The sequence below is a fragment of the Paenibacillus sp. FSL A5-0031 genome, assembly GCF_001956295.1.
Lineage (GTDB): Bacteria > Bacillota > Bacilli > Paenibacillales > Paenibacillaceae > Pristimantibacillus.
On sequence record NZ_MRTD01000009.1, the window covers coordinates 105,653 to 119,334 of the forward strand.

Annotated in this window: 13 protein-coding genes; 10 read left to right on the forward strand and 3 right to left on the reverse strand. The window is 44.5% G+C overall.

Going from position 1 to position 13,682, the window contains the following annotated elements; genetic code table 11:
* Positions 1-179: 179 nt before the first annotated feature.
* The 5 genes from BK120_RS17200 to BK120_RS17220 all read left to right on the forward strand — a co-directional run bounded on the left by BK120_RS17200 (position 180) and on the right by BK120_RS17220 (position 6,042).
* Positions 180-1,964, forward strand: coding sequence for a sensor histidine kinase (locus BK120_RS17200; RefSeq protein WP_076268730.1), 1,785 nt, complete (start codon positions 180-182; stop codon positions 1,962-1,964).
* Entirely contained in the window at positions 1,939-2,730 is a 792-nt protein-coding gene (locus BK120_RS17205; RefSeq protein WP_076268731.1) for a response regulator transcription factor, read from the forward strand. Before BK120_RS17200 ends, BK120_RS17205 begins: the two co-directional genes overlap by 26 nt.
* 106 nt (positions 2,731-2,836) lie before the next feature.
* Positions 2,837-4,168: an extracellular solute-binding protein gene (locus tag BK120_RS17210; protein ID WP_076268732.1), complete on the forward strand. Its 1,332-nt coding sequence runs from the start codon at positions 2,837-2,839 to the stop codon at positions 4,166-4,168.
* A 94-nt stretch (positions 4,169-4,262) separates the two neighbouring features.
* On the forward strand, positions 4,263-5,144 hold the full coding sequence (locus tag BK120_RS17215) for a carbohydrate ABC transporter permease (RefSeq protein WP_076268733.1): 882 nt from the start codon (positions 4,263-4,265) through the stop codon (positions 5,142-5,144).
* Between the two features lie 13 nt (positions 5,145-5,157).
* Entirely contained in the window at positions 5,158-6,042 is an 885-nt protein-coding gene (locus BK120_RS17220) for a carbohydrate ABC transporter permease (protein WP_076268734.1), read from the forward strand.
* Between the two features lie 155 nt (positions 6,043-6,197).
* Here BK120_RS17220 and BK120_RS17225 read toward each other — a convergent pair whose 3' ends face one another.
* A complete protein-coding gene (locus BK120_RS17225) occupies positions 6,198-7,805 on the reverse strand; it encodes a glycoside hydrolase family 43 protein (protein ID WP_076268735.1) in 1,608 nt (535 codons plus the stop codon).
* A gap of 150 nt (positions 7,806-7,955) precedes the next feature.
* Between BK120_RS17225 and BK120_RS17230 the strand changes: the two genes are divergently transcribed.
* The 5 genes from BK120_RS17230 (at position 7,956) to BK120_RS17250 (ending at position 11,537) form a co-directional block, all read left to right on the forward strand.
* A complete protein-coding gene (locus tag BK120_RS17230; protein WP_076268736.1) occupies positions 7,956-8,840 on the forward strand; it encodes a helix-turn-helix domain-containing protein in 885 nt (294 codons plus the stop codon).
* Between the two features lie 81 nt (positions 8,841-8,921).
* Positions 8,922-9,353 carry a GNAT family N-acetyltransferase gene (locus BK120_RS17235; RefSeq protein ID WP_076268737.1) on the forward strand — a complete coding sequence of 144 codons (432 nt, stop codon included), beginning with the start codon at positions 8,922-8,924 and terminating at the stop codon, positions 9,351-9,353.
* Positions 9,354-9,456: 103 nt separating this feature from the next.
* Positions 9,457-10,044, forward strand: coding sequence for a hypothetical protein (locus BK120_RS17240; protein WP_076268738.1), 588 nt, complete (start codon positions 9,457-9,459; stop codon positions 10,042-10,044).
* 84 nt (positions 10,045-10,128) lie between these two features.
* Positions 10,129-11,013: a LysR family transcriptional regulator gene (locus tag BK120_RS17245; RefSeq protein ID WP_076268739.1), complete on the forward strand. Its 885-nt coding sequence runs from the start codon at positions 10,129-10,131 to the stop codon at positions 11,011-11,013.
* A gap of 110 nt (positions 11,014-11,123) precedes the next feature.
* On the forward strand, positions 11,124-11,537 hold the full coding sequence (locus BK120_RS17250) for a rhodanese-like domain-containing protein (protein WP_076268740.1): 414 nt from the start codon (positions 11,124-11,126) through the stop codon (positions 11,535-11,537).
* Between the two features lie 79 nt (positions 11,538-11,616).
* Here the strand turns inward: BK120_RS17250 and BK120_RS17255 are convergent, their stop codons facing one another.
* Both BK120_RS17255 and deoD read right to left on the reverse strand, forming a co-directional pair.
* Positions 11,617-12,918 carry a pyrimidine-nucleoside phosphorylase gene (locus tag BK120_RS17255; protein WP_076268741.1) on the reverse strand — a complete coding sequence of 434 codons (1,302 nt, stop codon included), beginning with the start codon at positions 12,916-12,918 and terminating at the stop codon, positions 11,617-11,619.
* A gap of 41 nt (positions 12,919-12,959) precedes the next feature.
* A complete protein-coding gene (gene deoD, locus BK120_RS17260; protein WP_076268742.1) occupies positions 12,960-13,667 on the reverse strand; it encodes a purine-nucleoside phosphorylase in 708 nt (235 codons plus the stop codon).
* Positions 13,668-13,682: the final 15 nt, after the last annotated feature.

Here is a 13,682-nt window from a genome sequence, read left to right on the forward strand (position 1 = left end):
GATTAGCAAGCAGATATTCTGATATGCCATAAGCTTATGATCATTATATCTGATTACAGTGAACAATGGATTATTAATCTAATTAATTAATATATTAGCAGTGGAAATGATAGGGCTTTCTTTTTATTATCTTAATTGTGTATAGTAAAAACGAAATGAATGGGACAAGGAGTGTAGGCATGAATCGTTTCGGACAAATGAATACATTGCGTAATCAAATTTTCCTTGGCTTCATGCTCGTTATGGTTATCGTGCTGGGGGCGGTCGGCTTTTTTACGTATGATCAAGTTTCGGTTCTGCTGCGCAACAATGCGGAAAAACATATTCAACAAACGGCTGTTCAAGCGACAGGCAAGCTGGATGTGCTGCTGCGGCAGATCGATACGTTTACAATGCAGGTAGCAACAAGCGCAACGATCCAGCGGTTGATGGCACAAGAGGTGCAAGGACGAAAGATCAGCTTTGAAGAGCGTCAATCCCTTCAGCAGGAGATACGAAAGCAAGAAGCTTATGCAACGGGGATTCGCTCATTGGAGCTGTACACAACGGACTATCGGATGCTGTTCCCTCTCACGGATATAAGCTTGGACAACCGGATATCTATGGACTGGCTTAGCCTTGTGGACAAGGGCAGAGGCAGGTTGGTCTGGTTCGGGATGGACCCCAGGTACCCCGATTCCATCATTGCGATTCGCCATGTTCGGCTTATTGACCATTCCTTCTCGCATGCAGGGTATTTGATGGTGCAAATTGATAAAAAATATTTTGAGCTCACCGAATCGAATGGAAACGCTGACAATGGTTCCAGCGAAATGATGGGTTTATTCGATGCCGAGAATCAGACGATTACCTCCGATTTTTCGAAGGAAGTAGACGTTGAGAAGATGCTTAATAAAGGGGATGAGACGGTAGCGCTGGACGGAGAACGGTTCATGGCCATTGAGAAAAAATCGGAAATGACCGGCTGGAAAATTATTATTTTAACGCCGATAAAGTATGCTGCCGAAGGCATTTCGATTTTACGTACCGTTATTATTGTTTCGATTTTAGTAGGCGGCATGTTATTTCTTATTTTAACGTTTATTTTATCAACGATGATTACTCGCCCGATATTGAATTTGATTAAAGTGATGCGCAATGCGAAGTTTGGGACCTTGAAGCCGATACCGGTTACGTCCAAAACGATGGAAATTAACGAGCTTAATAATACGTACAATCAGATGGTTGGCTCTTTGAATGAACTTATTGATGTTGTTTATCAGAAGGAAATTGTTCAAAGCCGGACGGAGCTGAAGGCGCTGCAAGCGCAAATTAATCCGCACTTTTTGTTTAATACGTTGGAAGCCTTTTATTGGGCGCTGGATGAGAAAGGCGAAGAGGAGCTGGCGGATGTTGTTATTGCGATGTCTGGTTTGTTCCGGTATGTCATTTCACACGCGGATGAGGATGAATGGGTAACGATCGGTGATGAGCTTGAACATGCGCAGCGTTATTTGAAAATAATGGATATGCGCATGATCGATAGGCTGACATGGAAGGTTGAATCAGATGAAAATTGCCGCAGTGTGCCAATTCCTAAGCTTCTTATTCAACCGCTCGTGGAAAATGCTATTCTGCATGGCGTTGAGCAGCGAATTGGGGCAGGTACCGTTGTTGTTCGGGTCGAGCCGTCTGAGCGGACGGGTTATACTCGCATCGCTGTAACGGATAATGGACCAGGCATGGATGAGGAGAAAATTCGGGCGTTATACGCAGCAATGGACAAGGGTCAGCATCAAGCTTCCTCCAAAGGAACTGGAGTTGGCATAAGCAATGTGGAGCGAAGATTGCTGCTTTATTATCATTTGGAGACCAAAGGCTTGGAAATAAAGAGCGAGATTGGCAGTGGAACAACCGTCGCCTTTGAGATACCGAATGAACATGGGAGGGAAATTTCAATTGAAAACCATACTGATCGTGGATGATGAACCGAGAACGAGGGAAGGCGTACGCAAAGTGCTTGAAGCATGGTCAGCTGGACAATATCGGATAGAGACCGCATCCAATGGAATAGAAGCGATGGAGTGGCTGAAGCATAACGAGGCGAATTTGCTAATCACCGATATACGCATGCCTGAAATCGGAGGGCTCGATTTAGTGGAGCGAATAAACGAGCAGCTGCCGCATCCTCCTGTTGTCATCATTATTTCGGGTCACCCTGAATTTGATTACGCACAGAAGGCGCTGCAGTTTGGCGTGGTCGAATATCTGCTCAAGCCTTTGGATAAAACTAAACTTATTAAAGCGGTAGAGCTTGCTATGAAAAGAGAAGAAAGCAAACACCGGATTGAGCGCATGGAGAAGCTAATGGACCCGAAGCTGCTGGATATTGCGCAGGAAGAAGACCGCTATAGCCCGCAGGTGCAAGAAGCGATTCAGTATTTAAAAGACAATTTGCAGAAGCCGCTCACTATGCGCGATACAGCAGAGCATTTGCATATGAATGCAAGCTATCTCAGCGTGCTCTTTAAGGAGCAGACGGGGCTTACGTTTAGCGATTATTTGACGAGAAAAAGGGTGCAAAGAGCTAAGGAATTACTGTCTACGACAAGACTTGCGATTGCTGATATTGCTGAACAAGTCGGTTATCAAACGGCGAAATATTTTGTGAAAGTATTTCGTTCGCTTGAAGGAACTAGCCCGGGTCAATACCGAAGAACGATCGCTCATTCCGAGGAGACAATCCAATAAAAGTAGTATTTTCCCCAATTCATGTACCCTTACGATGCTGACATCGTGTTGATAAAATGGATTTGTAAGATTCAAATCTATCACCAGCAGAAAAGGGGTTGTAAACGTGTTCAAAAAGAAATGGACGATTCTCCTATTGACTCTATGTCTTGCAGTTGTTGCAGCAGGCTGCGGTCAAAATTCGAACAATGGCGGTAAAGAGGGTTCAAAGAATGGTGCAAATGGAAGCGGTTCCGAGAAAGTAACGGTTAACTTTATGCACTTATGGCCTGAGGGTGTATCGGCTGGACAAAACAAAATTGTGAATCAAATTATTTCTGAATATCAAAAAGAGAACCCTAACGTTACGATCAAACAAGAAGTGCTCGATAACGAACAATATAAAAATAAATTGAAAGTGCTTTCAGCATCAAACCAACTGCCGGATGTAGGCGTTACTTGGGCAGCGGGCTTCCTTCAACCGTATGTAGAGGGCAAGCTGTTCACACCGCTGGATGATTTGCTAAGCGGAAATCTTAATGGCAAATTCGTCAGCGGCACAACAGAGGCTTATGCTGTAGACGGTAAAACGTATGGTTTGCCGCTTGAATTTAATATTTCACCGGTATATTACAATAAAGCGCTTTTTGAGAAATACAAGCTGGAAGTGCCGCAAACCTACGAGCAATTTAAGCAAGTTGTGAAAACGCTCTCTGAAAACGGTGTCGCGCCAATCGCCCTTGGCAACAAGGATCGTTGGACTGGATCATTGTGGTATATGTACCTTGCAGATCGTTTTGCAGGACAAGAAGCATTGTCCAAAGCAATTAGCGGCTCAGGATCTTTCAAGGATGAAAACCTAGTAAAAGCGGCTAGTGAGGTTCAATCGCTTGTAGACAGCAACGCATTCGTAAAAGGCTTTAACGGCTTGTCCAACGAAGAAGCAAAATCAGAGTTTCTGAACAGCAAAGCAGCTATGTACATGATGGGTACGTGGGAGCTTCCTAACTTCACAACGAATGAAGATATTCCTAAAGAGTTCCGCGACAGCGTTGGTTTCTTCAAGTTCCCAACGGTTGAAGGCGGCAAAGGCGATATCAACAGCTGGGTAGGCGGACCAGGCGTTGGATTGTTCGTTTCAGAAAGCTCAAACGTCAAAGCAGAAGCGAAAGCTTTCGTAGAATATTTTGTGGAAAAATGGGGAGAGCAATCCGTTACTGGAGCAGGTGTTATTCCAGCAACGAAGGTGGATACTTCCAAGCTTGAGCTGCCTCAGCTATATGTAGATCTGTTCAATGAAATGAACAAAGCTAGCAGCATTACCTTGTTTGCAGATGTACAAATGCAAGCAAATGCCGCAGAAACGCATCTCAACCAAATTCAAGCGTTATTCGGCAAAGCAGTGACACCAGAGAAATTCTCTGAAGAGCATGATGCGGCCATTTCCAAAGGAAACTGACAGCTTCTAGAATAGGGAGCAGGGAAGCCGTTTACCCGGCATATGATGCCGGGTAAATGCTTACTGCTTGAGAATGAGAAAGGAGTCGGCTAATTTGGATAAGGTCATGTCGAACAAAAGAATCATTGCGCTGTATGTGCTGCCTTCCCTGCTTTTGATATTAGCTATTGTATACATTCCAATCGTTCTGACTGGCTATTATGGATTAAACCAGTGGAATGGCATTGGAGCGATGAAATTTATTGGTTTGGATAATTATCAAGCTCTAATTAAGGATAAAATGTTTTGGAACAGCGCGGGCCATTCGCTTATGTTAGCTGTTTTTTCAACACTTAGTCTCATTCTCTATTTAGTTATTGCTATGGTGTTGTCCGCCAAACTAAAGGGCGTCAATTTTTTTCGCAAAATATATTTGATTCCGATGCTGCTGTCGTCCGTAGCGATTGCACAGCTTTGGCTGAAAATTTATCATCCAACGAATGGGATTCTGAACAGCTTTCTCGAATCCATTGGGTTTGCAAATCCTCCCGCATGGCTGGCTGAGTCATCACTGGTATTGTTTGCTTTATTCATTCCAATCCTCTGGCAGTATGCGGGCTTTTATATTTTAATTTATTACGCTGCGCTTAAGAACATCCCAGCTTCACTTGAGGAAGCGGCGAAGATTGACGGCGCGAACGCCTTTCAAATCGCTTACAAAATCAAGCTTCCGCTGGCGATGGAGGTCATTAAAGTAACGATCGTGCTGGCGATTGTTGGATCGCTTAAATACTTTGATCTGATCTATGTCATGACAGATGGTGGGCCAAATGGCTCCAGTGAAGTGATGGCATCGTACATGTATCACCAAGCTTTCCGGGCATATGACTTTGGTTATGGCAGTGCAATTGGTTTCTTCCTGCTTATCATCTGTCTCATCGTAACTTGGATAATCCGAAAATTGACTGCTACAAAAGATACGATTCAATATTCGTAAGGAGGGAAGCTTCATGATGCCCGGAACTGCAGGACAGCTGAGGAACGGAAACAAAAGCTCCGGCGCTTGGATAGCAAGCAAACTGGGTTATTCCGTACTATATATCGTGTTATCGGTCGTTGCCATATTGCAAATTTTCCCGCTCGTATGGCTGCTGTTTTTCTCGCTTAAAAACAATCAGGAAGTATTCAATCTTCCTCCGCTGTCACTGCCTATGAATCCTAGGTGGGAAAATTACGAGAAGGTATGGAGCGCTGGAAATATTGATGTTTATTTTTTCAACAGCGTATGGATTACGGTTGTAGCGACGGTGCTTACGATTGTGTTAGGCAGCCTGGTTACCTACGCGATAACAAGGTTGAAGTGGAAAGGAAGCTCTTTTGTACTCGGTCTATTCATGGTTGCGATGATGATTCCGGTGCATTCGACGCTCATTCCGTTGTTCAGCATATTCAACAAAATACATCTCATTGATCATCCGTTGTCGCTTATTTTGTCTTATGTAGCGTTCAATATGCCGATCACGATTATGATCCTGCTTGGCTTCTATTATGCTTTGCCGCGTGAGGTAGAAGAAGCGGCGGTTATTGACGGCTGCTCCGTGAACAAAATATTTTTCCGAATCGTACTGCCGATGACAGGCTCTGTTATCGCAACGACAGGCATTATTAACATGATTTATAATTGGAATGAATTTATTTTCGTTAATACATTTATAAGCTCAGATGCCTATAAAACGCTGACGGTCGGCGTGCAAAACTTCATCGGGCAGTATACGACGGACTGGGGCGCAATCGGCGCTACATTAATGATTAGTATATTGCCAATATTGATTGCATTCCTATTCTTAAGTGATCGTATCGTTGAAGGCATAGCGGCAGGTTCAGTCAAAGGCTAAAGCTGATGATGGGACGTCGTCCGCTTGGCAGTATCTGAATCGTACAAGAACCTCCAATCACAGCAGTGGTTATGGAGGTTCTTTCGTTTATGCAAAGTATAAAAAAAGAAAGCTCTTAGGAACGATGCTCAGCTCCCAAAAGCTTTCTTGCTTCATTAATGATTGTCGTATATAAAATAATCAAAGTCTGCATGCAGGCTGCGTCCCGATGTATCTTGACACTGCATGCCGACGAATGCGCCTGTGAAGAAGCCGCCGCCTTGAATGTAGTCATCCGATAGCTTGTAGCATTCGAAGTTTACAGGCAGACGAGTCCAGCTCTTGCCATCAAACGAATAAGAGTAGTAATACAGTGTATTCTCTACGTCAACACGAATATGCACATAGGCAACGTCTTCTGGAATTGCTATTTCGCTACCTTGAAGCGGCTCAGAGAACGAAAAATTATCGCATGCAACAAGCTGCAAGATTCTTCCCTTTTCCTCATTCCATGAGATTTGGCAGGATGTCCAGTTTTGCGTGTTGTAGTAGTTCACAAGCCCGGCTGATTGTTGGAAGGACGTCGGATGAAATGCGATTTTTGTTTCAGCTGTAAAGTTGAAATGCTGCCATCTCCTTGCGATAAATGACTGTGTAAATTTAGAAGTCAATGATTCTTTGCCGTATAGACGAAGATGTCCAGGGTTATCGGTCAAAGAAACAATTTGATCTCCTAAAGGGATGCGCAGGCTTTGGAAATGCAGATTTAGCGTGCTGCTATCGAAATCGTCCTTAACTGGGTAATCGCGCTCCCATTGCACTTCGGGAATGTTCGGTCCTTCAATGACAAGGGAAGGTTGGTTGCCGCCGACGACATAAGGCCAATCATTGCGCCATTCGAGCCGCTGAATAGCTGTTTCTCTGCCAAGCGGGCAGTATCCACGCGGATCAAGCAGCGGCTGGCCTTCTCTGGAGAGAGGTCGTCCAACTAGATGCACTAAGAACCACTCGCCCGTATGCGTTTGAACGATGGAAGCATGGCCCGCCTTTTGCAATGGAATACGCGGTGCATGGAACGATGTGATTAACGGATTTTCCGGATGCACCTCATATGGTCCGGTAAGCTGTTTGGAGCGAGCGATGGTCGCCTGATGCTCATATTTGGTGCCGCCTTCAGCCGTAAGCAAGTAGTAGTAGCCATTCATTTTATAGAGGTGAGGAGCTTCGGTCAGCTTAATATCGGTTCCTTTGAAAATAATTTCAGGTTTGCCGATTAGCTTCTGCTCACTCGCGCTGTATTCCTGCAGCAAAATACCATAGAAGTTATGATGGCCGACCCGTTGATCCCACATCATGTTTACAAAATACTTTTTGCCGTCCTCGTCATGGAACAACGATGGATCGAAGCCGGAGCTGTTCACATGAATGGGCTCGGACCATTCGCCATCAATCGTGTCGCAGGTAACCAAATAGTTGTGGCAGTCTTTCCATTGTCCTTCGGTTACTTTCACATCGGTATAGATGAGCCAAAATTTATTGTCGCTATAGGATAGTGCGGGAGCCCAAATACCGCCAGAATCAGGATTGCCCATCATGTTCAGCTGGCTGAGCCTGCTTAAAGGTCTTGCGGCAAGCCTCCAGTTTTTTAAATCCTTAGAATGATAAATACCAACGCCGGGAAACCATTCGAAGGTTGAAACCGCAATATAGTAGTCTTCTCCTACACGGCAAATACAGGGGTCTGGATTAAAGCCAGGTAAAATCGGATTTTGGATGGCAGTCATATCTTTTCTCCTTTTTAGGAAATGAATTGTAATCTATACTATCTATATCATAGCAATGATTTTAACCCGTTCCCATATCCATACCATGTTGATATTTACCCAAATCAATCAGTTTATTAGACTCGCGATTTCGGAAGGAGAGGGCAACGTATGCAAGCAAAACGAGAACCGGCAAGAAAGGAATTTATGCTGCCTGATATGGACTCGACCTTCCGTGTATTTGCGGCACACTGGCGTACAGTGGACCCGGATTGGAAATATCCGCTTCATAAGCATCCTCTATTTGAAGTGAATCTCGTATTATCGGGAATGCAGGAGATGAAGGTTAACGGACATGCCTACAAGCAAGGTCCAGGTGATCTTATATTGCTCAATCCGGGGGACAATCATGAAAGCTCTGTCGTTTGTAATGATGAAATGACCTATTACTGCTTGCATTTTGACGTCGATGAAAGGTCTTTCCGTGAGCTTCTTATTCGCAATAGCCATTGTTTTCACGAAGCTGGCAGTGAGCTGGCAGTAGCAATCAAGCCAGCTTTGGATAAATTAATGGCATTAACCTCCGAAGAGTCAGTCGTGAGAATCGAGTCTCGCATGAATATTTTGTCCGCGCTATTTGAGCTGTTTGCCGGGTTGAGCGGCACATTATCTGAGCTTAATCGCGATGCAGCTGGCGCACGGAAATCTGCTGCAGCCTCTCAAATCGCAGCCATGCTGGAGCGTACAGTTGAAAGCACGGCTGAGAGGGGGGAGAAGGAGGAGGAGGTGGAGACGATAAAATTAATTGCGGATTCGGTTGGTTACAGCATGTCATCGGTTAATCGCATGTTTACCCAAGTGTATGGCGTATCTCCACGTCAATATTTGTCCTCATTGATGCTGAAAAAGGCGAAGCTGCTGCTGATGAATCCCGAAGCAACGGTAGAGTCGATATCGGCGAGGCTTGGCTACCATAATATTGCGCACTTCAGCAGGCAGTTCAAGCGCTGGACGGGGGAGTCGCCTAGCAGCTTCCGCAGCCGTTTCCATGATTAAGCAAAACGCTTCATCTTGAATGTGCAATATACTATAATTGGAAAGTGATCATTATATTATCTTATTTGGCGGTGGAAACTAGTGTCAGCTGAAATTACTTATGGAAGCAAAGAAGAAAGCGAATACGTGAAAAGAAAACTGATCGAGTATAATCATGGGCATGTCCCTGATGAGTTAAAAAACAATTATGAGGAAATAAACCTGACGATAAAGGATGACGAAGGTAAAATCCTTGGCGGGCTATTAAGCGTCTTTTGCTGGAATTGGATAGAGGTCGATATTTTGTGGGTAGATCAAGCTCTTAGAGGCACAGGTCTCGGCAGCCAGCTGCTATCCCAAATAGAGAAAATAGCTAAAGAGAAGAAATGCACCTTCATTAAGCTAAACACGTTTAGTTTTCAGGCGCCGGAATTTTATAAGAAAAACGGTTATAGAGAAGTGGCGGTTTTTGAAGACGCGCCCTTAGGCAGCAAACATTATTATTTTCGAAAAGATATTAGTCCGTTGACTTAAATCAGATGCGACTGCGGTTATTGCTTTGAAGTCGGCAGCAGATTAGCAACAATTATTTCCATTCCATCGTTATAGGGTATAAGAATGAATGGGAGTGATGAACATGAGAAATAAAGTACTATTACTAACACTTAGCTGCATCTGTTTGTTTATCGTAGTGAACGCTAATTTTGTCCATGCTTGCTCACCTATCCCATGGAACTTTGAAGAGGCGTATGAGTCGAAAGCTATGGTTTATGGCAAGGTGGCTGATATAAGTGAGGACGGAAGAAAAGTTACACTGGCTGTTACTTCATATGCTGGACCGGGCAAAGCGCCGCAGACGATTTATTTGCCAGAAACGATAGACAATAGAAGCAAATATCCAGCTGGAAATGCATGTCCTGATTTTTCTATGAAGTTCAAATCCGGTGAAGAATACGTCTTTTTCTTATCTGACATCCCTCCTAATCTTAAATTGCTTTCCCCAAGCTGGATAACGGCGTCTCAAGTAGAAAATGGGCAGGTCGTCGTTGGATATCCTAATGGTGAAACAGACTCATTGGAAGATCGTTTGCAAGCTTTTGCACAATCAAAAGACTACACGATCCAATCGCCAAATGACCATTCTCCGGTCTGGGGAAAAAGCGATAAGTTATTAGTGCCGTCCATGATCATAGTCGGCTTGCGCATCATGTTAGGACGTATTTAATGTTGTGACATACGAATGAACAAATGCTAAATCCTTGTTACAATAGGAGGAACGATTCTCGCCTATAGAAAGGGGAATAGCGCCTTGGAATTAACGTACTTAAAAACATTTCGCGAAGTAGCAAAGCGGGGGAGCTTCACACGAGCTGCTGAAGCTCTGGGTTATGCGCAGTCGAGTATTACGACTCAAATTCAGAAGCTTGAAGAATCGTATGGGGCAGTTCTAGTGGAGAGATTTGGGAGGAAAATGAGGCTAACGATGGCCGGGGAAGCGCTATTGCAATATGCCGACGATATCGTTAGGCTGCATGAGGAGTCAAAAGAAGTTCTCTCCACACAGTCGAAGGGCACGCTGACCATTGGTACGATTGAGACATTGGCTGCTTTTTTCCTCCCCCCGCATCTACAGGCTTATCGTTTAAGCTACCCGCAGGTTAACATTGTCATTCAGCCGGGGAATGAGCCGGTAATTATCGAGAGTGTAAAAGAAGGGGCTTTAGATGTCGGGATCATCTTAGATCCGCCGTTTACTGATCCTGAGCTTCACAGCTGTATTTTGAGGGAAGAGGAGCTTGTCATCATTACAAGTCCTGATCATCGCTTCGGAAGCTTTGATAAAGTGCAGGTTGAAGACTTGGAGAACGAATCGATGATTTTAACAGAGAATGGCTGCACCTACCGGGCTATGCTGCTCAAGGTACTCCAACATAACCATGTGAATTATACATTATCGTATGAGTTTGGCAATTTAGAAGCGATTAAGCAGTGTGTGATGTACGGTCTTGGAATTGCTTTATTGCCGCGTATTGTCGTTGCTGATGCGGTTCAGAAAGGCGAGTTGATTGCTGTTCCTTTTGCGCACCCCGATTGTAAGTTCTATACACAGCTCATCTATGCCAAGAAGAAATGGAAATCCAAAGCGTTTACGGGGTTCTTAGAGCTTGTCGGCGGGGCTAATCATCAAAATTAATGAAGTGTACTATAGATTTCTATCGATAACTCCATTGTTTAAGGCTGTGCTACATTGTATTTAAGAAAGCGAACGGCTTAAATATAACAGCTCAAATGGAGGCAGCGGAAATGGAAAACGAAACTTATGAATCGCTTGTTCTTGAAACACCAGCAGCTTCACCGGAGGATACCCATCGTTATTTTATGAACAAACTGGCTGTAGAAACAGATGTATCTGATGTATGTCATGATATGAAGCGGGGCGTTAATGACTTTCTGCTCATCGATGTTCGCAGCGCAAAAGCTTATGAAGAGTGCCATGTTCCTGGTGCGATTAACCTGCCCTCTAATATGATTAATGAGGAGAGGACTTCATCCTTCTTAAAGGAACAAGTCATTGTTGTATACTGCTGGGGGCCGGCATGCAATGGAGCTGCGAAAGGTGCCGCTCGTTTATCTGGGCTTGGCTTTAAGGTAAAGGAGATGCTTGGCGGCATGGAATATTGGCGTAAGGAAGGCAATGAGGTAGAGGGCAGCTTATAGTTGCAGGAATCAAAGAAAAGGACTGTTGTAGCTGCCGAAGGGCAAGCTGCAACAGTCCTTTTTGATCATTTTAGAAATACTATTCTGTCACAATTCCGTAAATGAGTACGGGTGGTGTTACGCTGCTGCCGATGCGGATATTTTCGTAAATGATGTTAAGCACATCATCAACATTCTCACGGTTGGAATGAATCGTAACGAGGGATTCACCTGTTTTAACCGCATCGCCGATTTTTTTATTCAGCATGAGGCCAACAGCCAAATCAATTTCCGATTCCTTCGTCGCCCGTCCAGCTCCTAGCAGCATCGCTGCAGTTCCGATCTCATCGGCAATAATTTCAGTAACCACGCCGTCTGCTTTGGCAGGCACTTCAATAAGATAAGGCGCTTGTGGCAATTTCTCAGGATGATCCACAACAGATGGATCGCCGCCTTGATTAGCGATAAATGATTTGAACTTTTCGAGTGCTTTGCCGTTACGGATAACTTCCTTCAGCATTTCCTCGGCTTCTTCTAGAGAGCTAGCTTTATTCGCAAGAAACACCATTTGGCTGCCTAGTGCAAGGCAAAGCTCTTCCAAATCTTTAGGTCCATTTCCTTGAAGTGTATCGATTGCTTCTTTCACTTCAAGCGCGTTGCCGATTGCAAGGCCAAGCGGCTGGCTCATATCCGAAATGACAGCCATCGTCTTACGGCCAACGTTATTGCCGATGCTTACCATAGCATGTGCAAGCTCTTTGGCATCTTCAACAGTTTTCATAAACGCACCAGCGCCTGTTTTCACATCCAGCACGATAGCATCTGAACCGGCAGCAATCTTCTTGCTCATAATCGAGCTGGCAATGAGCGGAATAGAATCAACCGTTGCTGTAACATCGCGCAAAGCGTATAGCTTCTTATCAGCTGGCGTCAAATTGCCGGATTGTCCGATAACCGCAATTTTATCCTTGTTCACGAGGTTCACAAATTCATCCTTGCCGATTTCCACATGGAATCCAGCAATGGCTTCCAGCTTGTCGATCGTACCGCCAGTGTGGCCAAGGCCGCGGCCTGACATTTTGGCAACCGGGATATCCAGTGCAGCAACAAGTGGAGCAAGTACAAGCGTAGTTGTATCGCCAACACCGCCAGTGGAGTGCTTATCTACCTTCACGCCTTCAATTGCCGACAGATCAATCGTATCGCCGGAATTCACGATCGCCATCGTTAAGTCAGCGCGTTCGCGCTCTGTCATATCCTTGAAGAAGATAGCCATAGCCAAGGCGCTAACCTGATAGTCAGGAATTTCATCCTTCGTATAACCTTCAATAATAAAGTTGATTTCCTCTGTTGTAAGCTCTCCGCCGTCACGTTTTTTCTCAATTAGGTCAACCATTCTCATGTTGTTGTCTCCTCGCTGTTCATTGATTATTTAATATCAAATTATAGTGAAATTACGGTTTCAAGAGCAACTTCCATCATATCGTTAAAGGTGCTTTGACGCTCTGCCGAAGTCGTTTCTTCGCCAGTTAGAAGATGGTCGCTTACCGTTAGAATCGTTAGAGCGTTGACGCCGTATTTAGCTGCAAGAGTATAAAGTGCTGTTGTTTCCATTTCTACACCTAGAACGCCGTGATCCATTAGTCTTTGAACAATTGTTTTATCATCGCGGTAGAAAGTATCCGAGCAGAAAATATTGCCAACATGCAATTTTAGCCCTTTTTCAATACCGCGCTCATAGGCTGCCTTTAACAAGGAGAAGCTGCCGATTGGCGAGAAATCATATCCGCCAAAAACATGGCGATTCACGCTGGAGTCTGTACAAGCGGCTTGTGCCAAAATGACTTCACGAACATGTACACTTTCCTGCATAGCGCCGCAAGTGCCTACACGAACTAGATTTTTAACGCCGTATTCCTTAATCAATTCATTCACATAAATACTGATGGAAGGGACGCCCATTCCAGTTCCCTGCACGGAAATGCGATTTCCTTTATAAGTACCTGTAAAACCTAGCATGCCCCTAACTTCGTTATAGCAGATGACATCCTCCAAATACGTATCCGCAATATATTTGGCTCTCAGCGGATCTCCCGGCAATAAAATAGTTTCTGCAATTTGGCCTTGTTCGGCTGCAATATGAACGCTCATCAACATTCTCCTCTA